The 19900-nt window shown below is 58.1% G+C and carries 18 protein-coding genes, 1 other RNA gene and 1 pseudogene; 7 read left to right on the top strand and 13 right to left on the bottom strand.

Annotation, left to right across the window (positions count from 1 at the left end):
- Positions 1-254: 254 nt before the first annotated feature.
- Entirely contained in the window at positions 255-2123 is a 1869-nt protein-coding gene (locus ACIP8I_RS19755; RefSeq protein WP_400763189.1) for a DNA/RNA helicase domain-containing protein, read from the bottom strand.
- A gap of 24 nt (positions 2124-2147) precedes the next feature.
- Positions 2148-2531: a nucleotide pyrophosphohydrolase gene (locus ACIP8I_RS19750; RefSeq protein ID WP_007961389.1), complete on the bottom strand. Its 384-nt coding sequence runs from the start codon at positions 2529-2531 to the stop codon at positions 2148-2150.
- A gap of 323 nt (positions 2532-2854) precedes the next feature.
- On the opposite strand from ACIP8I_RS19750, the gene ACIP8I_RS19745 reads away from it, so the two are divergent.
- Positions 2855-3412: a hypothetical protein gene (locus tag ACIP8I_RS19745; RefSeq protein WP_400763188.1), complete on the top strand. Its 558-nt coding sequence runs from the start codon at positions 2855-2857 to the stop codon at positions 3410-3412.
- Between the two features lie 403 nt (positions 3413-3815).
- Positions 3816-4373: a hypothetical protein gene (locus tag ACIP8I_RS19740; protein ID WP_400763186.1), complete on the top strand. Its 558-nt coding sequence runs from the start codon at positions 3816-3818 to the stop codon at positions 4371-4373.
- Positions 4374-4435: 62 nt separating this feature from the next.
- Here the strand turns inward: ACIP8I_RS19740 and ACIP8I_RS19735 are convergent.
- The 8 genes and pseudogenes from ACIP8I_RS19735 to ACIP8I_RS19700 form a co-directional block, all read right to left on the bottom strand.
- Positions 4436-4516: pseudogene (locus tag ACIP8I_RS19735) on the bottom strand (hydrolase); the annotation flags it as partial.
- A 67-nt stretch (positions 4517-4583) separates the two neighbouring features.
- Positions 4584-4973: a transfer-messenger RNA gene (gene ssrA, locus ACIP8I_RS19730) on the bottom strand.
- A gap of 96 nt (positions 4974-5069) precedes the next feature.
- On the bottom strand, positions 5070-5348 hold the full coding sequence (locus ACIP8I_RS19725) for a hypothetical protein (RefSeq protein ID WP_007961392.1): 279 nt from the start codon (positions 5346-5348) through the stop codon (positions 5070-5072).
- 129 nt (positions 5349-5477) lie between these two features.
- Positions 5478-8288: an FAD-binding and (Fe-S)-binding domain-containing protein gene (locus ACIP8I_RS19720; RefSeq protein WP_400763184.1), complete on the bottom strand. Its 2811-nt coding sequence runs from the start codon at positions 8286-8288 to the stop codon at positions 5478-5480.
- Positions 8285-8956, bottom strand: a complete 672-nt coding sequence (locus ACIP8I_RS19715; RefSeq protein ID WP_400763182.1) for a lactate utilization protein C — start codon at positions 8954-8956, stop codon at positions 8285-8287. Before ACIP8I_RS19715 ends, ACIP8I_RS19720 begins: the two co-directional genes overlap by 4 nt.
- Positions 8953-10410 (bottom strand): LutB/LldF family L-lactate oxidation iron-sulfur protein, encoded by a 1458-nt coding sequence (locus ACIP8I_RS19710; protein ID WP_400763180.1) that lies wholly within the window; start codon positions 10408-10410, stop codon positions 8953-8955. Before ACIP8I_RS19710 ends, ACIP8I_RS19715 begins: the two co-directional genes overlap by 4 nt.
- Positions 10407-11231: a (Fe-S)-binding protein gene (locus ACIP8I_RS19705; RefSeq protein ID WP_400763178.1), complete on the bottom strand. Its 825-nt coding sequence runs from the start codon at positions 11229-11231 to the stop codon at positions 10407-10409. Before ACIP8I_RS19705 ends, ACIP8I_RS19710 begins: the two co-directional genes overlap by 4 nt.
- Before the next feature lie 161 nt (positions 11232-11392).
- On the bottom strand, positions 11393-13087 hold the full coding sequence (locus ACIP8I_RS19700; protein ID WP_027610771.1) for a lactate permease LctP family transporter: 1695 nt from the start codon (positions 13085-13087) through the stop codon (positions 11393-11395).
- Between the two features lie 261 nt (positions 13088-13348).
- Here ACIP8I_RS19700 and ACIP8I_RS19695 point away from each other — a divergent pair, with 261 nt between their 5' ends.
- Positions 13349-14116: a GntR family transcriptional regulator gene (locus ACIP8I_RS19695; protein WP_400763176.1), complete on the top strand. Its 768-nt coding sequence runs from the start codon at positions 13349-13351 to the stop codon at positions 14114-14116.
- Between the two features lie 143 nt (positions 14117-14259).
- On the opposite strand, the gene smpB is transcribed toward ACIP8I_RS19695, so the two are convergent.
- Complete coding sequence (gene smpB, locus ACIP8I_RS19690; RefSeq protein WP_003221505.1) at positions 14260-14742, bottom strand: SsrA-binding protein SmpB; 483 nt, start codon at positions 14740-14742, stop codon at positions 14260-14262.
- 119 nt (positions 14743-14861) lie between these two features.
- Between smpB and ACIP8I_RS19685 the strand changes: the two genes are divergently transcribed.
- Genes ACIP8I_RS19685 through ACIP8I_RS19675 form a run of 3 tightly spaced genes read left to right on the top strand, consistent with a single transcriptional unit; the run spans position 14862 to position 17014 of the window.
- On the top strand, positions 14862-16265 hold the full coding sequence (locus ACIP8I_RS19685; RefSeq protein WP_007961408.1) for a sodium-dependent transporter: 1404 nt from the start codon (positions 14862-14864) through the stop codon (positions 16263-16265).
- Between the two features lie 7 nt (positions 16266-16272).
- Positions 16273-16707, top strand: coding sequence for a type II toxin-antitoxin system RatA family toxin (locus ACIP8I_RS19680; protein ID WP_003221509.1), 435 nt, complete (start codon positions 16273-16275; stop codon positions 16705-16707).
- A complete protein-coding gene (locus ACIP8I_RS19675; protein ID WP_400763173.1) occupies positions 16700-17014 on the top strand; it encodes an RnfH family protein in 315 nt (104 codons plus the stop codon). Before ACIP8I_RS19680 ends, ACIP8I_RS19675 begins: the two co-directional genes overlap by 8 nt.
- A 61-nt stretch (positions 17015-17075) precedes the next feature.
- Here ACIP8I_RS19675 and ACIP8I_RS19670 read toward each other — a convergent pair whose 3' ends face one another.
- A complete protein-coding gene (locus tag ACIP8I_RS19670) occupies positions 17076-17603 on the bottom strand; it encodes an outer membrane protein assembly factor BamE (RefSeq protein WP_007961419.1) in 528 nt (175 codons plus the stop codon).
- A gap of 97 nt (positions 17604-17700) precedes the next feature.
- On the opposite strand from ACIP8I_RS19670, the gene fur reads away from it, so the two are divergent.
- On the top strand, positions 17701-18105 hold the full coding sequence (fur, locus tag ACIP8I_RS19665; RefSeq protein WP_003221515.1) for a ferric iron uptake transcriptional regulator: 405 nt from the start codon (positions 17701-17703) through the stop codon (positions 18103-18105).
- 75 nt (positions 18106-18180) lie between these two features.
- Here the strand turns inward: fur and recN are convergent, their stop codons facing one another.
- Positions 18181-19854, bottom strand: coding sequence for a DNA repair protein RecN (recN, locus tag ACIP8I_RS19660; RefSeq protein ID WP_095139827.1), 1674 nt, complete (start codon positions 19852-19854; stop codon positions 18181-18183).
- Positions 19855-19900: the final 46 nt, after the last annotated feature.

Genomic DNA, 19900 nt, shown 5'->3' with positions numbered 1-19900 from the left:
AGTTGATGGGCTGGGGTAATTTGAAACAAGTCGGTATCTAACTTTTTTTAATAAATAATTTATTGGTCAACTTGCGTGGAATACCAGTTGGAACGCTGCGTAGTCTGGATTTCGATGGACGGTGCTTTTTGAGCTCCGCCCAAAAAGCGAATCGGGATTGAGTCGATCAAGCAAATCATCGCGCTGTTGATTGTTGCCCCTGCGCGTACGGTGTCCCCACTCGCAGGTACAGGGGTTCCTAGCAAACGATACCGTCAATGATTGCCGTGTTGGCTGAGCCGACTCTCGAAGTACTGCGCAGTCTCTTTGTCGGTGCAGTACAGGTAGCAGCCCTTCATCCCGCGTGTCATCAGAGTTCGGTATGTATTTTTGATGATCAGGTCTGTTTCTTTTTTCGCGAGGGTAGGTTGCTCTTTCATCATTTTTTTCCAGCCACGAATCGATTTATCGTGCTTGTCGCGCTCGTCCGGGGATGTCAATACCTTACCGTCACGTACGACTAGGTCTGGCCCGATGATCACCCCGATGTAGTCGACTTCCAGACCTTGGCAGGTATGAATGCAGCCAACTTGCTCAATGGAGTTCTCAGCGATGATCCATAGGCTGCCATCCTGATCCAGGTTCCATTGGCGTTTGTAGTCTCCAATGACGATATCAGCAGCGGTGGAGTCTTTCTTGCTCAGCCAGGGCCAACAATAGCCTGCGACCACACGAGCTTTGTTTCCGTGGTTTTTCTCGTTGATTGCTTCATGCATCGCCTGAGGTGAGTCGAACACCTTAAACTCGTACTCTTGAGTCTCAAGCGTCGGATTTGCCGTCGAGCGAATGCCTAGCATGTCATCCAGCCATGCCAGGTAACCGTCAGAACCACTGCAGCGAAACTGCGAAGAGAGCACGTATTCTTCAACCACAGCACCCTTGGCTTTTGCAAAGGCGCGTATCGCCTGCTTGCTGCCGATATCGCTCAAGGTTACACGCTGGTCTTCATCAATGAAGAAAATTGAGCATTTCGCTGAATCAATCAGCTCCTTGATCTGGTTTTCCCCAAGGTTTCCATAAAGCCCGCTTTTCTCATTCAGCCGGTGAGCTTCGTCCACGATAAGCGCATCGAATGTGTTGGGCTCAGTGTCGATGAATGCCCCAGAGCCTGAAAAGAAATTCGAGAAATGGCTGCGCTTGATGGTGCCAACCAGTTTGCTCTCGTAGACCTTGCGCGGGGCTGCGTTCTTGGAGACGTATTTGCTCATCAGCTTCAATTCGGTGAGCCTCACCAGCAGATTGATAGCCAGAACGGTCTTCCCGGTACCCGGTCCACCTTCAATGATAATCACCTTGGGGGCTTGGTCCGAGGCCTCGCTTGCCGCCGCCAGCGCCGACTCAAAAATTGCTTTCTGATCGTCAATCAATACGAACTCGGGTTTGCCTTTCATCAATCCACCGAGCGCTTCGGCTAGCGCCTTGGACGGGCGAATTTTTCCTTCAGACAGCTCGTAAAGAACCTCTTTGTTGTCGCCATGACTTATATGCTTTTTCAGAAAGCTTCTGAGTTTACTGAGCTCTTCCGGGCCTTTCAGAAACAGCGGAGCCTTGCTGATGTGGGGCTCATAGTGAGCTGAATCTATGACGCCGTCGCTGACGTAGTTATGGAGGTAGGCACACGGACGGATTTCGATGCTTTTGTCATACACCGCCTCGTTGAAGCCTTCCAGCAGCGCTGCATAGGACCATACCTGATAGGACGGGTGAATGGTCTCGATGAGGCCGCCACCCAACGCCGTTTTGACGATGGCATCCTTGGTTGTGGCGTTGGCCTTACTCCATTGCTTCAGCTCTATCAGTACGGCCTTTTTTGCCTGGTTTTCGTCGCGACCGGTGAGTAGAAAGTCGATTCGCTTCGACGACTGCGGAATGTGCAATTCAATGGCCAGGCCTGCGTCGCTCGGCAGGCCCTCATCTCTAAGAACCTTGGCCATATACGTTAGGGATCCTTGCCACGACCTGATTTCCGAGGTGCCAACGTTCTTGCCGGTAGCTTCCTTGTAATGCCTGAGGATCACTTCCTCAATGTCATCGTTATCGTTGTCTTTAAGAAATTGCTGTTTGGTCGCAGCGTAGACGATCACGGGCTGTCCTTAGATTGGAATTATTCAGAGTCGGTCGTACTTTTTGCTGCTGCTTTTGGCTTTATCCACGGGGTATTTCTGGCCGTTCGAGGCGAGTTTCCGTGTCACCGCCTCGTTGAGGTCGATGCCGAGCACGCTGCTCAGGCGAACCAGATACATCAGTACGTCCGCCAATTCGTCTTTTACGGCTAGACCAATTTCGGGATCATTAGCTACGGAGAGCGAATCGGCATCGTTCATCCATTGGAAAATCTCGCACAACTCTCCTACCTCGCCAGTGAGCGCCAAGATGAGATTTTTTGGGGAGTGGAACTGCTGCCAGTCGCGATCATCTGCGAAACGCTGAAGGGAGGCGGCAAGCTTCACTACGTCAACCAGTGGCGCGGATGAGGTGTCTGAATCACTCACGGGGCTATCTCTTGGGTATCAGTGGGAAGGCAAAAATGTGTAGGAAATTCGGCTTTGGATTGTAAGGGTTTTCTCTGTTTGAGCAGATGTTTTGTTTTTCTCCCATACCTATTCGCGCATTCTGAGGGGGAGCCCCCGAGCATATGCATAAGCAAATAGGTGAGGCGCGTAAGTACTTCAAGCTTTGAGGTCCGCCGAGGTACTGCTACGTCAGGGAGGTTGTAGCTCGGCGATGCTTATATTTATGGCAACGAATTGCTCGTCTACCTTGAGTGCTGAAGTTGGGCGACATAACTTTCTAATCTGTGAATTTGGGAATATGCATGGGATATAACGAAGAGTGGAAAGCAGCTGTTGAGAGGTCCGAGCGCTACGGTTTAGCCGTTCCGATGCAAGCAGATGTGACGCAGCAGCGATATTTGACAAAAGAGATATACGATCGCTTTCCATATGTGGTAAGCGACGCATTTGGCGATCTTGGCTACGAAGACGTGGTAGCTCAGTGCATGTCAATTCACTACCGTCTTCTCCCCGTAATCGAGGATCTACTTGAGTGCCCAGTCTTTTTTACCATCGGTTGGGTTGATGATGGGTCGGAAAAAGGGATGTTCCGCTTCGATGAGGATTTCATTCAAGATCGGCTGCAGAAGCCGAGTGTGGCTTTAGGGGGGGAAACCAACTTGCATGCGTGGCTTACATTACCAAGCATGGAAGTTATTGATGTTTCGCTCGTGACGACCATTGCAGTGGTTCAGAAGCTCGAAAAGGGGCATGGAGGGGTATTGGCGGGACCCGCAGATGATTTCAAAGGGTTCGCATATAAGCCGATGCTCGTCGGAACCGATTTTCTGAGAAAGGCCGGAATGCTGTTCGAATTTTGATGCCGTTGGCTGAACCCCTCCACGACTGAGCAGGCCCAAGCAGCTCTACATATTTTGTGCGCACTGCTTGGGCAACCCTCGCAACTCAGACATTCCCGACAAGCAACTGCCACGGGTGCTTGCCGTAACAGCCTATCGCGTGTGCCAGTTTGGATACCTGCTTCGAATCCTCCACCACTTCACGCATTAGAGTGCTTACTAGAGCGGCCACCGATGATGGTCACCACCGAGCGAACGGCTGAACTCATAGAAAAGGGCGGCGACCATCTCAGCTACGCGTCGGATTTCCAGCCCTCACAACTGCAAGCAGTTGGAATGCATTCTCCCGGCTGACTCGATATGTTACCTCTTGACGCCGAACATTCAGGGAGGCGCAACCTTTCAATTTCAAGGATTACGCTACATGCAGATGGGTTTTCGATTCGCGGCGTTTTTTGCATCCGCACTGGTTGCTGGCTGTGCTGGGGGGAAGCCTGACGCGAGGGATGCGGCAGTTGTCACCGTTTCCGCGTACGGGCCGGATCTGTTCGGTAAGCACGCTCATGGTGTAGGGGGACTTTTAGAGGTGCGTGAGGGAGTAGCCTCTCAGCTCAGCTATCCACCCATGGATGTGCGCAGTTGCAACCAATCCGATACGAGCTGCTCGTTGGGTATTGGTGTCGTTGATGGGAACGCTGAAATCATCTCGGCGAGCGCAACCGGCGCAACAGTGGCAATCAACCTGAATTACCGGGTGGGTCGTAGCTACTCAGCTGACTCCAACGGTCAGCGGTTCAAGTTAGAGATACCTCCTGATGTCCAGGCATTGCAAGCCAACCATGTGATCTCGAAGACCATCAATGTCGCTTACGGCGAGATTGTACATCTGCCGCTTCCATTCGGAGTGGATGTTGCAGTTTGTGCGCAGAATCAAATTGCCGGGGAAATCATCCCCGATCGGAGCGTGTGTTCAATTTATTGAGAGCATATTTCCCTTCGTAGGGTGGCAACAGTGACGGTTGAATGTCACGCACTGCCACTCTCCAGCGACCGGAAGCCTTCGACAAGCCAAGGCGGCGGGGAAAAGCAGGGTTGTACGTCGATGATCAGCAGTGCCTGGCGCATGAGCTTTCCGGATACAAATCCCCAGATACAACAAGGCCCGCACTTGGCGGGCCTTGTCGTTGAGAGTTGGTGGAGCCGGGGGGATTTGAACCCCCGTCCGCCAGTGCTCCGCTGTCGGTACTACATGCGTAGCCGTGTCTATTAAGTTAACCCTCAGCGACCCGACGGGCAGGGTGCTTTGGGCGAGTTGTGTAAGTTTTAGCCGCTTCGTCCACAACGTACTGCACGGCGATTCTGTTCTATATGACAATCATTTCGGGTTTACAGACATCCCCTGATGATTGCTGGGCCCGAAGGCACCAGGAGTGCATGTCAGCTGCAATTAAGCAGCGAGAGCAGCACCGTATTGGTCGTCATTGGCAACTATAAGAAGTTGCAACAGTGGATTTACGACTTCTGTTACCAAGTCGGCATGCACCTAAAGTTTCGTCACCGGCGTCGAATCCTAATCGGCCCCGAACTCATTGCCTCGTACATCAGGTGAGGCAACAAGCCTGCGCAGTGTACGCCAAACGGCCCGCGAGGCCAACCCGAAGGTTGGCCGGGGCGTGAATCAGTTGTTGGTGCCGGTGGATTTACGCAGTTCTATGATGGTTTGCGAGGTTTCCGCTACGCAGTCATCAATCTTGCCCTGGGCTTTCAGCGCCTGTGCCTTGCTCACGCTGGCCTCAGCACGCTGGCTGAGTTCCGGGTTCGCTGACAACTGCCCCTTGGCATTGTTGATGGTCTGGATATTGGCATCGCACAGGTCGGCAGGCTTGTCGGCGGCGAACGAGGTGGAAGCCATCATCGAGGCAGTAACGAACAGACCTAACAGTACAGAACGTTTCATGTGTATCTCCTTGAACTGAGGGATCCAGACTGCGCTGGCCGTCAGGACGGGCAACCGAGTGGAAGAAAAGCCCCGATTTTCGGGGTCTGTTCTGTGGACTACGGTCGCACGCAAGGGTTCTATTTTTCTTCAGCCGGCCTTGGCCCGGGTCACCCGATCCACCAGATAGACCAGTCCGTGATAGTCGATGCCGCCGTGTTGCGTCAGGCCGATCTCACAGGTGCGGCTGGTGGAAATGCCTTCGCTGCAATGCTGCACCGCGTCCTTGAGGGTGCGCAGCGAATGGCCGTTCAGCTCCGGGGTGGTGAAGCCCTTGTCACCGGCAAACCCGCAACAATGAATGCCTTCCGGAATCACCACGGTTTTGCTGCATTTGCGCGCCAGATCGATCAGCGCCTGGCTTTCGCCAAGATGCTGGGTGCTGCAGGTCACGTGCACCGCAATCGGTGACTCTTGCGGGGTGAACTCCAGTCGATCGAGAAGATGCGTACGGATGAAACGCACCGGGTCGTATAGATCCAGGCGAACATTTCTCACGTCCTGCACCAGGCGCAAAGTACAGGGGCTGGTGTCGCAATAGATCGGATCGAGTCCACCGCGACTGGCGTGCAGCAGCGCGCTGATCAACTCCTGACGCTTGTGCTCAGCCTGTTCGGCGTAGCCTTTGGAAGCGAAGGGCTGACCGCAGCAGAGGTTGTCCTGATTGTCCGGGAACACCACTTGGTAGCCGGCCTTTTCCAGCAGGCCACGGGTTTTGTCGTAGAGCGACATTTGCTCTTTGTCACCCGCGGCCGGACCCATCACCCGCGTAACGCAGGCTGCCAGATACACCACCCGCGGGCGCTCATCGGAAACGCTCGAGTTGAAGCGAATGGCTTTTTCCGGCTGCGGCATCGCGTTGGTCCACAACGGCACCTGGCCTTTGGACAAGCGTGTCAGTGTCGCCGAAAACTTCGCCAGACGCGGTGCGCCAAGCAGCATTCGGGCGCCGTTGGCCACGTGCAGGGTGAAGCGTGCGCCTTGCAGGGTCTTGGCGAAATTTCCTTCGATCCAGTCGGCGGTTTTCTGATGCGTCGCGTTGCGGGCGCGGAGCTTTTTCACCAGCTCGCCGGTATTGATGCCTACAGGGCAACGCTGAGCGCACAAGCCTGTCGCGGCGCAGGTCTCGATGCCTTGGTACTCGTAGGCTTGTTCCAGCTCGGTGGTGTCAACGCCGGCGCGTTTCTTCGCCTGAATATCACGCCAGATCACGATGCGCTGACGCGGACTCAGGGTCAGGCCTTTCGACGGGCAGATCGGTTCGCAGAAGCCGCACTCGATGCATTTATCAACAATCTCGTCCGCTGCCGGCAGCGGTTTCAGGTGCTTGAGGTGGATCTGCGGATCTTCGCTGAGCACCACGTCGGGGTTGAGGATGCCGTTGGGATCGAGCAGACGTTTAAGCTGCCACATCAGTTGATAGGCATCGCTGCCCCATTCCAGTTCAACGAACGGCGCCATGTTGCGCCCGGTGCCGTGTTCAGCCTTGAGCGAGCCGCCGAACTCCACCGCCACCAGTTGCGCGACGTCGTCCATGAACGCCTGATAGCGTGCGACTTCTTCCGGATTGTTGAAGCCTTGGGTGAAGACGAAGTGCAGATTACCTTCCAGTGCGTGTCCGAAAAGGATCGCTTCATCGTAGGCGTGTTTGTCGAACAGTGCGATCAGGCGATTGACGCCGATAGCCAGTTGCTCGACCGGGAAGGTCACGTCTTCGATGATCACCGTGGTGCCGGTTTTGCGCACGGCGCCGACGGCGGGAAAGGTGTCCTTGCGGATGGCCCAAAGCTTGGCGTTCTCGGCCGGATCTTCGGTGAAATCGACCTGTTTCTCCACCGGGAAACGGGTCAGCGAAGCCATGATCTGCGCCAGTTGTTCCTGCAGCAACGTGGAAGAGGCGGCGCGGGATTCGATCAGCAGCGCGCAGGCATTGTTCGACAGGTGCTGTACGAAATCCGGCATTCCCGGTTTGTCCTGCACCGAACGCAGACTGCGCCGATCGAGCAATTCCACTGCCGACACCGGTTGGCTTTTCAGCACGGTGACTGCGTTGCAGCAGGTTTCCACATCCGGGAACACGATCAGCGCCGAGGCCTTGTTCGGGTGGTCGATCACGGTGTCATAGGTCACCGCGCTGATGAAGCCAAGGGTGCCTTCGGAACCAACCAGCAGGTGGCTCAAGATATCCACAGGCTCGTCGAAATCCACCAGGGCGTTGAGTGACAGGCCGGTGGTATTTTTCAGACGATATTTGTGGCGGATTCTCGCCGCCAGTTCGGCATTGGCGCGGGTCTCGCGGCCCAATGTTGCCAGGCGCTCCAGCAGATCGCTGTGGCTGACGCAGAAAGCGGCGACGCTGGCGGCGTCTTCGGTGTCGAGACGGGTGCCGTCGGCGAGTACCAGGCGGATCCCGGCCAGTGTGTGATAGGTGTTTTGCGCGGTGCCGCAGCACATGCCGCTGGCGTTGTTGGCGACGATGCCACCGATCTTGCAGGCGTTGATCGACGCCGGGTCCGGGCCGATCTTGCGCCCGAACGGTGCCAGCCACGCGTTGGCTTGCGCGCCGATCACGCCCGGTTGCAGGCGAATCTGCATGCCCTGGCCGCGAATCTCGCGAGCGTTCCAGTTATCTCCCAGCACAATCAGCACCGAATCGCTGATCGCCTGCCCGGAAAGGCTGGTGCCGGCGGCGCGGAAGGTCACCGGGACTTGATCGCGCTGGGCCAGTTTCAGCAGCGCGACCACTTCGTCTTCGGACTCGACGCGGATCACCAGTTTGGGAATCAGCCGATAAAAACTGGCGTCGGTGCCGAAGGCCAAGGTCGACAGTGGATCGTCGAAACGGCGCTCCGCTGGAATCAGTTGCTGCGCATCACGCAGGAAATTCACCGGAAGCGTCATTGGTCCTCCAGGATCAGTACAACCAAATCTTTCGGGCCGTGGGCGCCATAGGCCAGCACTTGTTCGATGTCGGCGGTTTTCGACGGGCCGGACACCAGCAGCGCATTGGTCGGCATGCCTTGGGCCCACTCGAATTCCTGTTGCACCTGATAGAAGTTGTCGCGGATTTCGCTGGCCTTGAGCAGGGCGAAATGCACCGGCGGCACCAGGCTCATCAGTCGCGGTTCTTCACGAGTGGGCCAGAGGATCAGGCTGCCGGTGGCGGCGATGGCACCGAGGGTGCCAGTGAGGCTGGCCGGGGTGTCGTTGAACAGCTCGGCTTTCCACTCTTCCATCGGCCGGTTGTAGGACTTCAGCGTCGGCAGATCAGGATTGTTCGCCCAGTGCTGTGTGATGCGCTGCCCGTGGGGTGTAGTCGGTGCGATCAGCAGGCTCGGCAGCTGACGGTCACCCAGCAATTGCGCGAGCAGCGCCGGCCAGTCTGCGCCGGTCGTCAGATGGATCTCGGTGTGCACCGCTTCCATCAGTTTGCGCAGTTGCGGAATGCGTTGCTCGGCGCTGTAGGTGTAAGGCTGGGTCACCAGATCGACATCGAAGTCGTCGGCAATCGGTGTGGCGCCGGTCAGACTTTTCCGCAGCTTGGCGAGGATATTTTGCTTGGCGCTCATCGGCGGTCTCCCTGTTTGCCCAGATGCTCGCGGGCCATGTCGTGCAGTGAGCGGGCGGCGGGTTTTGGTGCGCTGTGGTTTTGCGTCCACGGGCCGACATTGCTCGGGGTCAGGGCGCGCAGGCGCGTGGCGAAGAACCCGAACAATCGATACAGCGTCGGCGAGCTGTTGAGTTTCGCCCAGGCGTTCCAGATGAAGCGTTCCTTGCGCGAATACTTGCTGCCCTGGCCGCGCATCACTTGGTGTGGAGCGTCCGGGGCTTTGACGTTTTCTTCGCGCAGGCGCCGCAGAATTGCCGGGATCGGAATTTTCACCGGGCACACTTCACCGCAGGCGCCACACAGCGACGAAGCGCTAGGGTGATCCGGGACTTTCGCCAGACCGACCATGTGCGGCGTGATGATTTTGCCGATTGGTCCCGGGTAAACCTCGCCATAGGTGTGACCACCGACGCGGGTGTAAACCGGGCAATGATTCATGCAGGCGCCGCAGCGGATGCAGTTCAGGGTCTGGCGCAGTTCGCTGTCGGCAAAGGCCTGGCTGCGACCGTTGTCGAGCAGCACCAGATGCACTTCCTGCGGGCCGTCGAGTTCATGTTCCTTGCGCGGGCCGGAGATCATGTTGACGTAAGTAGTGATCGGAATGCCCAGCGCCGAGCGGGTCAGCAGCGAGAGCAGCGGCACCACGTCGCGCAGGTTTTCCACAACCTTTTCGATACCGGTGACGGCGATGTGCACCGGCGGTACGGTGGTGGTCATGCGTCCGTTGCCTTCGTTTTCCACCAGCAGCAGGGTGCCGGTTTCGGCTACGGCGAAGTTGACGCCGGAAACGCCGATGTCCGCTTCGAAGAATTTCTGCCGCAGGACTCTGCGACCGATCTGAATGAGTTGGTCAACGTCCTTGGTGTACTCCACGCCAAGTTTGTCGTGGAACAAGGACGCGACCTGACCGGCATTCTTGTGGATCGCCGGCATAATGATGTGTGAAGGCTTCTCGTGGTCGAGCTGGACGATGTATTCCCCCATGTCGGACTCCAGGCATTCAACACCTTGAGCCTCGAGGAAATGGTTCATCTCCATCTCTTCGCTGACCATCGATTTGCCCTTGATCACTTGCCGCGCCTCGTGAGCGCGGATGATCGACAAGACGATGCCATTGGCCTCGTCCACCGTTTCCGCCCAGTGCACTGTCACACCGTTGCGGTTCAGGTTCTGTTCCAGTTGCTCGAGCAGGTCGGGCAACTTGGAGAGCGCACGCGCCCTGATCGAGTTGCCCAGGGCGCGCAAGTGTTCTCTTTCGTGGGCATCGCTGAAAGCCGCTGCCCGCTTGGTCATCAGTGAATCCATCGCAGTGCGGAAGTTGTTCCGTAACTGCGCATCGCCCAGGGCGTTGTGTGCCCGGGTGCGGAAATCTTCTTCTACGGCAACCGTAGGAATAATCGCGGAGGTGCTCATTGCGCACCTCCGGTTCGTTGCCACAGAAAGCTGGCGAGATGTTGCCCGCGCAGCGCTTCTTTTTGTTTCTCCAATGCGCCGTTGATGTTCATCAAACAGCCACAATCGGCGCTCAACACCTGATGCGCGCCGGACTCCTTCAACGCGCGGGTCTTGTCGGCCACCATCGCGCCGGAAATGTCTGGCATACGGACGCTGAATGTCCCACCGAAGCCACAGCATTCGCTTTCGTGATCGTGGTTGACCCGCTCCACGTTGCTCAACTGCGCCAACAGCTCGCGGCCGTGCAGGTGGGTATTCATTTCGCGGCGCGCCGAACACGAGGTGTGCAGCGCGACTTTGACCGGTTCGCCGCTGTCCTTGAGCTGCACCTTGCAGACGAACAGCAGAAACTCGGCCAGTTCATAGGTGCGGGCCGCGAGGGCCTGCACCTGTTTCAACGTTTGCGGCTCGTCCTTGAACAAGTCGGCGTAATGCTCGCGCAGCATGCCCGCGCAGGAACCCGACGGCACCACCACCGGATAATCCCCGGCAAACAGCGCCAGTTGCGAGCGAGCGACTGTCCGCGCCTGCCCGGTGTAACCCGAGGTGTAGGCCGGTTGCCCGCAGCAGCTCTGCCCTTGCGGGTACTCGACCGTTATCCCTTCGCGCTCCAGCAAGCGGATCGCGTCCATGCCGGCTTCGGGGTAGAACAGATCGACCACGCAGGTACCGAACAGGTAGACCCGCGACGGTTTCTCGCTGGGGTACTGCCGAGGTTCGGGCAGTGGCGGTGCGACGCGGGTGGCGTTGGGCACAGCGTTGTAAAAAAGCTCGCTCATCAGGCGTGTCTCCGGGTGGGCCCGGTTATCCGTCTGTGGCGGCTGCTGAATATAAAGAGCCTTGCTTTCAGCAGCCTTACAGACCGGGGTGTGAATTGCTGACGCCGGAATCACGAACCGGCGTCGGTTATTTCAATGTCGCTTGTAGTCTTCTTCTTGGTTTAGTGCACCAGCATGCCGGTGAACCAGTAGGCCTGGGCCAGGGTGATCAGGCCGACAATCGTGGCAAAGAATAGGCTGTGCTTGAGGGTGAAGCGGAACAGATCCGATTCCTTGCCCACCAGCCCGGTGGCAGCGCAGGCCACGGCAATCGATTGTGGCGAGATCATCTTGCCGGTCACCCCACCGCTGGTATTGGCGGCGACCAACAAGGTGTCATTGACGCCGATCTGGTGCGCGGTGGTCGCCTGCAGCGAACTGAACAGCGCGTTCGACGAAGTATCGGAGCCAGTGAGGAACACGCCCAGCCAGCCGAGGAACGGCGAGAAGAACGGGAAGGCTGCGCCGGTCGCGGCCAAGACCAGGGCCATGGTCGAAGACATGCCCGAGTAGTTGGTGACGAAGGCAAACGCCAACACCATGCCGATCGACAGAATCGGCCAGCGCAGTTCGTAGAAGGTCTCTTTCAAAGTGGTCAGACCAGTTTTGAAGTTGATCTTCAGCACCAGCATCGAGATCAGCGCCGAGAAGAAAATTGCCGTGCCGGTCGCGGAAATCGGGTCGAGTTTGAACACCGCTGGAATCGCAGTCGGGGTGGCGACGATCGGGGCAGTCTTGATCACCAGTTGATCAAGGTGCGGGATGGCAAAGTTGAACACCCAGGCGTACATCGAGCCGCCGGCGGCGAACATCGCTTTGAAGGGCTTGAGGGTCCAGATGGTGACCAGCACGGTGAGGATCAGGAATGGCGACCAGGCGATGAAAATTTCCCAGAGGCTGTAAGGCGATGCCACGGTGCTGCGTTTCTGGCCGAAACCTCCTGCGCTGGCGGTTACCACCGAGGCCGAAACGGCGCCGGCGATGTGTTGGCCGGCGGCGCGTTTTGGCTGCCAGACTTTGAGGAACAGGGTCAGGGAAATCAGGCTGGCCAGGGCCGAGGTGATGTCCGGCAACTCCGGGCCGATGAAGTTCGAAGTGAAGTACTGGGTCACGGCGAAGCTCAGGCCTGCAACCAGCGCTGCCGGCCAGGTTTCACGCACGCCACGCAGGCCGTCCATCATGAACACCAGCCAGAAGGGCACGAACAGCGACAGCAGCGGCAGTTGGCGGCCGGTCATGGCGCCGATCTTGAACGCGTCGATACCGGTGACCTGACCGGCCACGATGATCGGAATCCCCAGGGCGCCGAACGCTACGGGTGCGGTGTTGGCAATCAGGCACAGGCCGGCGGCGTACAGCGGGTTGAAGCCGAGACCGACCAGCAGCGCAGCGGTTATCGCTACCGGCGCGCCGAAGCCGGCGGCACCTTCCAGAAACGCACCGAAGCAGAAACCGATCAGCAACACCTGCAAACGCTGGTCGTCGGTGATCGACAGCACCGAACTGCGAATGACCTCGAACTGACCACTCTTGACCGTCAGTTTGTAGAGGAACACCGCCGCGACAATGATCCAGGCAATCGGCCACAGACCGTAGGCAAAGCCGTATCCGGCGGCGGCGAAGGCCATGTCGACCGGCATGTGGAAGGCGAAAATCGCCACGGCAATCGACAGGGCGAGCGTGATGCTGCCGGCCACGTGACCCTTGAGGCGGAACACCGCCAGAGCCAGAAAGAAGAAAACGATGGGGATGACGGCCGCGAGTGCGGAGACGCCGAGACTGCCGAGCGGGGTATAGAGCTGTTGCCAGGTTTGCATATGGGGTGGCCCCTAATTGTTGTTGGTCAGGCACTGTCAGCGTTCTTGGTTAATTGGTAATACCAATTTACAATCGCTGTTGGCTAGGGTAAAAGCCTTGATGACGGTGTGTCAATTTGTCGCCCTGAAACTTTTGTCGAACAAGCGGTGCAGAGGGCATCTGATCCGGTCGGGCGAATGTGCGTTGACAGGTGTCGGCGGGGCGCCGATAGGCCAGAATAGAGGGCCCGGCGCGCGGTCGGGATCGTGGAGAAATGAGTTATGGGGTTTGATCAGATTCGTCAGCGCCGTTTGTCTGACGATATTGTCGAGCGACTCGAGGGGATGATCCTCGAGGGCACGCTGAAGTCCGGCGAACGGCTTCCGGCCGAGCGCGCCTTGGCCGAGCAGTTCGGTGTGTCGCGTCCATCGTTACGCGAGGCAATTCAGAAACTGGCGGCCAAAGGCTTGCTGGTCAGTCGCCAGGGCGGCGGCAATTATGTGGTGGAAACGCTCGGCTCGACCTTCAGCGATCCGCTGCTAGTGCTGCTGGAGAGCAATCCCGAGGCGCAGCGTGATCTGCTGGAATTTCGGCATACTCTGGAGGCATCGTGCGCCTATTACGCAGCATTGCGCGCCACCGATGTGGATCGCGAGCGACTCACTGTGGCGTTCAACGAGCTGCAGGATTGCTATACGCGGCATGACGAAGTGAGCCGGGCGGAAGAGGGCGCGGCGGATGCGAAGTTTCATCTGGCAATCGCCGAAGCCAGTCATAACGCCGTGCTGCTGCACACCATTCGCGGGCTGTTCGATCTGCTCAAGCGCAACGTGGTGACCAACATTGGCGGCATGTACAAGCAGCGCACGGAAACCCGCGACATGCTGATCTCTCAGCACCGGGAATTGTATCTGGCGATTATCGAGGGGCGGGCGGAGCAGGCGCGCGAGGTTTCCAGTCGGCACATTCTGTATGTGCAGGAGGTGCTGGAAGAGGTGCGGCAGGAGGTTCAGCGCATGGCTCGGGCGGAGCGGCGTAAAGGAATGTGACGGCAGTTTAATTGTGGCGAGGGAGCTTGCTCCCGCTCGCATGCGCAGCAGGCGCCTTGGCTCTCGCCACTACCTGTAAAGCGAGGGCCGCTTCGCGCCCCAGCGGGAGCAAGCTCCCTCGCCACAGGGTCAGGCAGAAGAAATTACTCTTCCTTGCCCTTGTTGCGCACGGCGCGCTGCAACTCGCGACCGGCGTCACGTTCGCGCTCGGTGTCACGCTTGTCGTATTCCTTCTTGCCTTTGCCCAGAGCGATCTCGCACTTGACCATGTGCTTGCTCCAGTAGAAGGACAGGCACACGCAGGCGTAGCCTTTCTGTTGCACGGCAGCGGCGAGTTTTTCCAGCTCGCGCTTGTTGAGCAGCAGTTTGCGGGTGCGGGTCGGGTCGGCGATGACGTGGGTGCTGGCGGTCATCAACGGTGTGATGTGACTGCCGAGGAGCCAGGCTTCGCCATCCTTGAGCAGCACGTAACTGTCGACCAGTTGCAGCTTGCTTGCCCGCAGACTTTTTACTTCCCAGCCGGCCAGGACCAGACCAGCCTCGAAACGATGTTCGATGAAGTAATCGTGTCGCGCCTTTTTGTTCTGCGCGATGGTCCCTGTTGGGTGTTTCTTCTGTTTAGCCATAGGGGCGGCATTATATGGAGATAAACGGTCCTCGGCTACGGTGATGCTGTGTGCTTGAGCACGTTGAGTGAATCCCGGACAATGCGGCCTCTTTTTCTAACGCTTGGGCGTGATATTCAATGTCGACAGACAAGGTTTCTGTCCACGGCAGTTGGGCTAGCCGCTGGGTTTTCATATTCGCCGCGACCGGTTCGGCCGTGGGACTGGGCAGTATCTGGAAATTCCCCTACATGGTCGGGGTCTACGGTGGCGGTGCCTTCGTGCTGATGTTTCTGGCCTGTATCGCCCTGATCGGAATCCCGGTCATGCTGGCCGAAACCCTGATCGGCCGCCGCGCACGGCAGAGTCCGGCGAACGCCCTGAAGGTGCTGGCACTGGAAGCCGGGCATTCGGGCAAGTGGTCGTGGGGCGCATTTGCCGGGATGATCACGGCGCTGCTGATCCTGTCTTTCTATAGTGTGGTTGGCGGCTGGTCGCTGGATTACATCATCGACATGGGGCGCGGCGACTTCCAGGGCGCTACGGCGGAGCAGGTTGGCGCTTATTTCGGCAATGTCATCTCCGATCCCTGGCGCCTGACACTTTGGCACACAGTTTTCATGCTGTTGTCGGCCGTGGTGATCGCCAAAGGCGTGGTTGCCGGGCTTGAGCGCAGTCTGCGGATCATGATGCCGCTGCTGTTCGTGATGGTGCTGGTGTTGCTGGGTTACAGCATGACCACCGGGCATTTCATGGAAGGCGTGCATTTCATGTTCGATTTCCACCCGGAAAAAGTCCTCGACGGCTTGCTGCCCGCCATGGGCCATGCGTTCTTTTCCCTGAGCGTGGGCGTCGGCTCGATCATGATCTACGGCGCTTACATGACCAAGGAAGCCTCGCTGTCCGGCACGGTGGTCGGTGTGGCACTGCTCGACACCTTCGTGTCGCTGGTAGCCGGTCTGGCATTGTTTCCGATTGTGTTCGCCGGTGGTTTGAACCCTAGCGAAGGCCCCGGCCTGATGTTCGTCAGTCTGCCATTTGCCTTTGGTAACGTGGTTTTCGGCCAGTTGATGGGCGTGGTGTTCTTTGTGCTGGTGGCGATTGCCGCCTGGAGCTCGGCGATTTCCCTGCTCGAACCGATGGTTGCCTATCTGGTTGAGCGCACGAAAATCAGCCGTGGCTGGGTGACTTTCTGGCTGGCATTCATCTGCTGGTTCGTTGGTCTGGGTACGGTTTTCTCCTTCAATATCTGGAAGGAAGCCAAATTTTTCGTGAACGATGGCGGCCTGTTCCACCTCTACCAATGGGGGGCGGCGGGCGGTCTGGACTTCTTCGGCGTGATCGATTTCTTCACCTCGCGGATCATGTTGCCGCTCGGTGGCCTGTGCTTCGTGCTGTTTGCCGGTTGGGTGATGGGGCGCGAGGCGGTGCGTGACGAGTTGTCGATTCGTAACCCGGCACTGTTTGCCCTGTCCTTGTTTTTGATGCGCTACGTGGCGCCTATCGGCATTCTTGTAGTGTTTGCCGCTCAGCTCTGGAAGTAACGCTTACATGACGACACATATTCAACGTTCGGCGTTGCTGCCATACCCGGCGCAATTCCTCTACGACCTGGTCAACGACGTAGCGCGTTACCCGGAATTCCTGCCGTGGTGCTCGTCCGCCGAGGTACTGGAGAGCTCGCCCGAGCACATGCGCGCCAGCGTTGGCGTGGCCAAGGGCGGCCTCAGTCAGCACTTCGTCACGCGCAATACGCTGGTGCCGGGGCAATCGATCGAGATGAACCTGGAAGAAGGTCCGTTCAATCAGTTGCATGGTGTCTGGGTGTTCAAGGCATTGAACGAGAAGGCCTGCAAGATCAGTCTCGACCTGTCGTTCGACTACGCCGGCCCGCTGGTGCGCGCGACACTCGGTCCGCTGTTCAATCAGGCGGCGAATACGTTGGTGGATGCGTTCTGCCAGCGTGCCAAGCAGATGCATGGTTGAGCCGGTGATCGAGATTGAGGTGGTGTATGCCGCCGTGGATCGTCAGGTTCTGCGCACTTTGCGCGTCCCTCAGGGGACAACAATGCGTGAGGCGGTGCTCAAGTCAGGTATTGGCGATGAATTTCCGGAGCTGGATCTGAGTGATTGTCCGCTGGGGATTTTCGGCAAGGTGGTGGCTGATCCGCAGGTTCGCCTGATTCAGGCGGGGGATCGCATCGAGATTTACCGGCCGTTACTGGCGGATCCGAAAGAGGTTCGGCGCTTGCGGGCGGCCAAGGCTGCCGAAGCCAAGGCGCGAAATCAGTAGGCTGAGCAAATCGCAGGCAATAAAAAACCCGGAAATTCCGGGTTTTTTATTGCCTCGCACATTACTGCGGCGAGGTGTCCAGCGGTTCAGGCGTCGGAACCGGAACGGTTTCAACACCGTCCACGTCCTTCTGGATCGAATCCAGCAAGGAGCCTGGTTTGGCTGGTTCTTCCGGTTTCGGCTTCTCGGCGTTTTCAGCAGGGGCGGTCACGCTGGTGCCACTGTCCTTGCCGAGAATGGCTTCGTCACGGCTTACGCCCGGCATGAAGTCACCGGACAGGCTGACAAGCTGGTCGTTGGAGTTGAAGTTAACACTCACGCGCTCCTGCTGGCGTTCACCGCCACCAGGTTGCAGGCTGTACAGATAATCCCAGCGATCGGCATGGAACGTGTCGGTCAGCAGAGGGTTACCCATGATAAACCGTACTTGCCGACGGGTCATTCCCGGGCGTAACTGGTCTATCATGTCCTGCGTGACGACATTGCCCTGCTGGATGTCGATTTTGTAAACCCCGGGGAATGAACAACCGGCGAGTGCGAGCAGTCCCACAAAGGTGAAACTGGTTAGCAAGAGCTTGGTGTTTTGCATCGGTGGGCGACTTCCACTATCTTGGCTGGGACAACGTAAACGCCGATCATACCCGCATTAAGAGAAGCTGCGAAGCAGCATCGCGAGAAAGCTGACCATGGTTGAAAATAGCGAACTACGCAAAGCCGGCCTCAAAGTGACCCTGCCACGGGTCAAGATCCTGCAAATGCTCGACTCTACCGAGCAGCGTCACATGAGTGCCGAAGACGTCTACAAGGCGTTGATGGAAGCGGGCGAGGACGTCGGTCTGGCCACGGTTTACCGTGTTCTGACCCAGTTCGAAGCCGCTGGCCTCGTGGTCCGTCACAACTTCGACGGTGGCCACGCGGTATTCGAACTGGCCGACGGTGGCCACCACGACCACATGGTCAACGTGGAAACCGGTGAAGTCGTCGAATTCGTCAGTCCGGAAATCGAAAAGCTCCAGAAGGCAATTGCCGAGGAGCACGGTGTTGATCTGGTAGATCACAATCTGGTGCTGTACGTACGCAAGAAAAAGTAAGCATGTCGCGCGAATTTCAGGTTCGCGAAACGAACGAAGGCGACCCAAGGGTCGCCTTCGTGCTTTCTGCTGCTCTTAAACTTTTGCGGTGACCACCATTTTTTTCGCGTGAGCCAAAGACTCTTTGGTCAGGTCGATGCCACCCAGCATCCGCGCCACTTCTTCTATACGGTCGTTCTTGCTCAGCTTAGACACGGCGGTGTGAGTCGCCTGCTCACCACGCACCTTGTGCACGAACAGATGCTGATGTCCCTGCGCCGCCACTTGCGGCAAGTGCGTCACGGTCAGCACCTGCCCGCGATCGCCAAGTCGCCGCAACAACTGGCCGACGATTTCGGCAGTCGGCCCGCCGATGCCCACGTCCACTTCGTCGAATACCAGCGTCGGCACCCGTGAGGTCTGCGCGGTGATCACCTGAATCGCAAGGCTGATCCGCGACAGCTCGCCACCGGAGGCCACTTTGGCCAATGCCTTCAGTGGCTGGCCGGGGTTGGCGCTGACCAGCAGTTCGACTTGTTCCAGGCCATTGGGCAGCAATTCGTCGCTGCTGTTGGCGCGCAATTCGATGGTGAAGCGCCCGCCCGGCATGCCCAGGCGCTGGATTTCCTGTTCCACGGCGCTGGCAAGGCTGCCGGCGGCCTGGTGACGCAAGTCGCTCAGCTCTCGGGCCTTCTCTTGATAATGGCGCGCGTAGGAAGCCAGTTCTTCACCCAGGCGCTCGATGGATTCGTCATTGGCGTTGAGGGTTTCGATTTCATCCAGCAACTTCTGCTGCATCTCGGCGACTTCGGTTGGCTGGATCCGGTGTTTGCGGGCCAGGGTGTAAATCGCGTCGAGGCGTTCTTCCAGATATTGCAGGCGCGCCGGGTCGGCATCGAAGTTGTCGAGGAAGCGGTTGAGTTCGCCCACGGCTTCTTCGACCTGGATCTGCGCGCTGGTCAGCAGGCTGCTGGCTTCGCCCAGTGCGCCAACCGAGTTGTTCACGCTCGACAGGCGATTGAGGCTGGCGGTCAGTGCGTTCAGTACGTTGCCGGAATCGCTTTCGCTGCACTGCTCGACCACCTGTCGGCAAATGCCGAGCAGGGTTTCGGCGTTGGTCAGGTTTTTGTGTTCCTGCTCCAGCTGTTCCAGCTCGTTTTCGCCGAGGCCGAGGTTTTCCAGTTCTTCGAGCTGGTAGCTGAGCAGTTGGTGACGCGCGCGTTGTTCGTCGCCGGAGTTGGAGAGGCGCTCCAGTTCCTGGCGGGTCTGGCGCCAGCGCTGCGCGGCCAGTTGCACCTGACGGGCCAGATCGGTAGCGCCGGCGTATTCGTCGAGCAGGCGGCGATGGGTATCGGTTTTCAGCAGGGACTGGTGTTCGTGCTGACTGTGGATATCGATCAGCAGTTCACCGAGAGCCTTGAGATCGCCGAGCGGGCAGGGCGTGCCATTGATATAGCCGCGCGAACGGCCTTCGGCGGTGATCACCCGACGCAGAATGCACGGGCCGTCATTTTCGAGATCGCGCTCGGCCAGCCAGGCATGGGCTTCAGGGATGTCGACCAGATCGAAGGTGGCGAGAATGTCGGCCTTGTCGGCGCCCGGGCGGACCACACCGCTGTCGGCGCGATCGCCGAGGGTCAGGCCCAGCGCGTCGAGCATGATCGACTTGCCGGCGCCGGTTTCCCCTGTGATCACGCTCATCCCGCGATCGAGTTCGAGATCGAGATGTTCAACGATGGCGTAGTTGTGTACGGACAGGTGCACCAGCATAAAGGCCGCTCCCAGGCTTTAGGTCTGGTTATTTATACAGTGTTTT

The sequence above is a fragment of the Pseudomonas sp. NPDC088414 genome (genome assembly GCF_044753325.1).
Taxonomy (GTDB): Bacteria; Pseudomonadota; Gammaproteobacteria; order Pseudomonadales; family Pseudomonadaceae; genus Aquipseudomonas.
The sequence above is the reverse complement of the archived record's forward strand: the minus strand, read 5'-3'. Positions and strand labels throughout refer to the sequence as shown.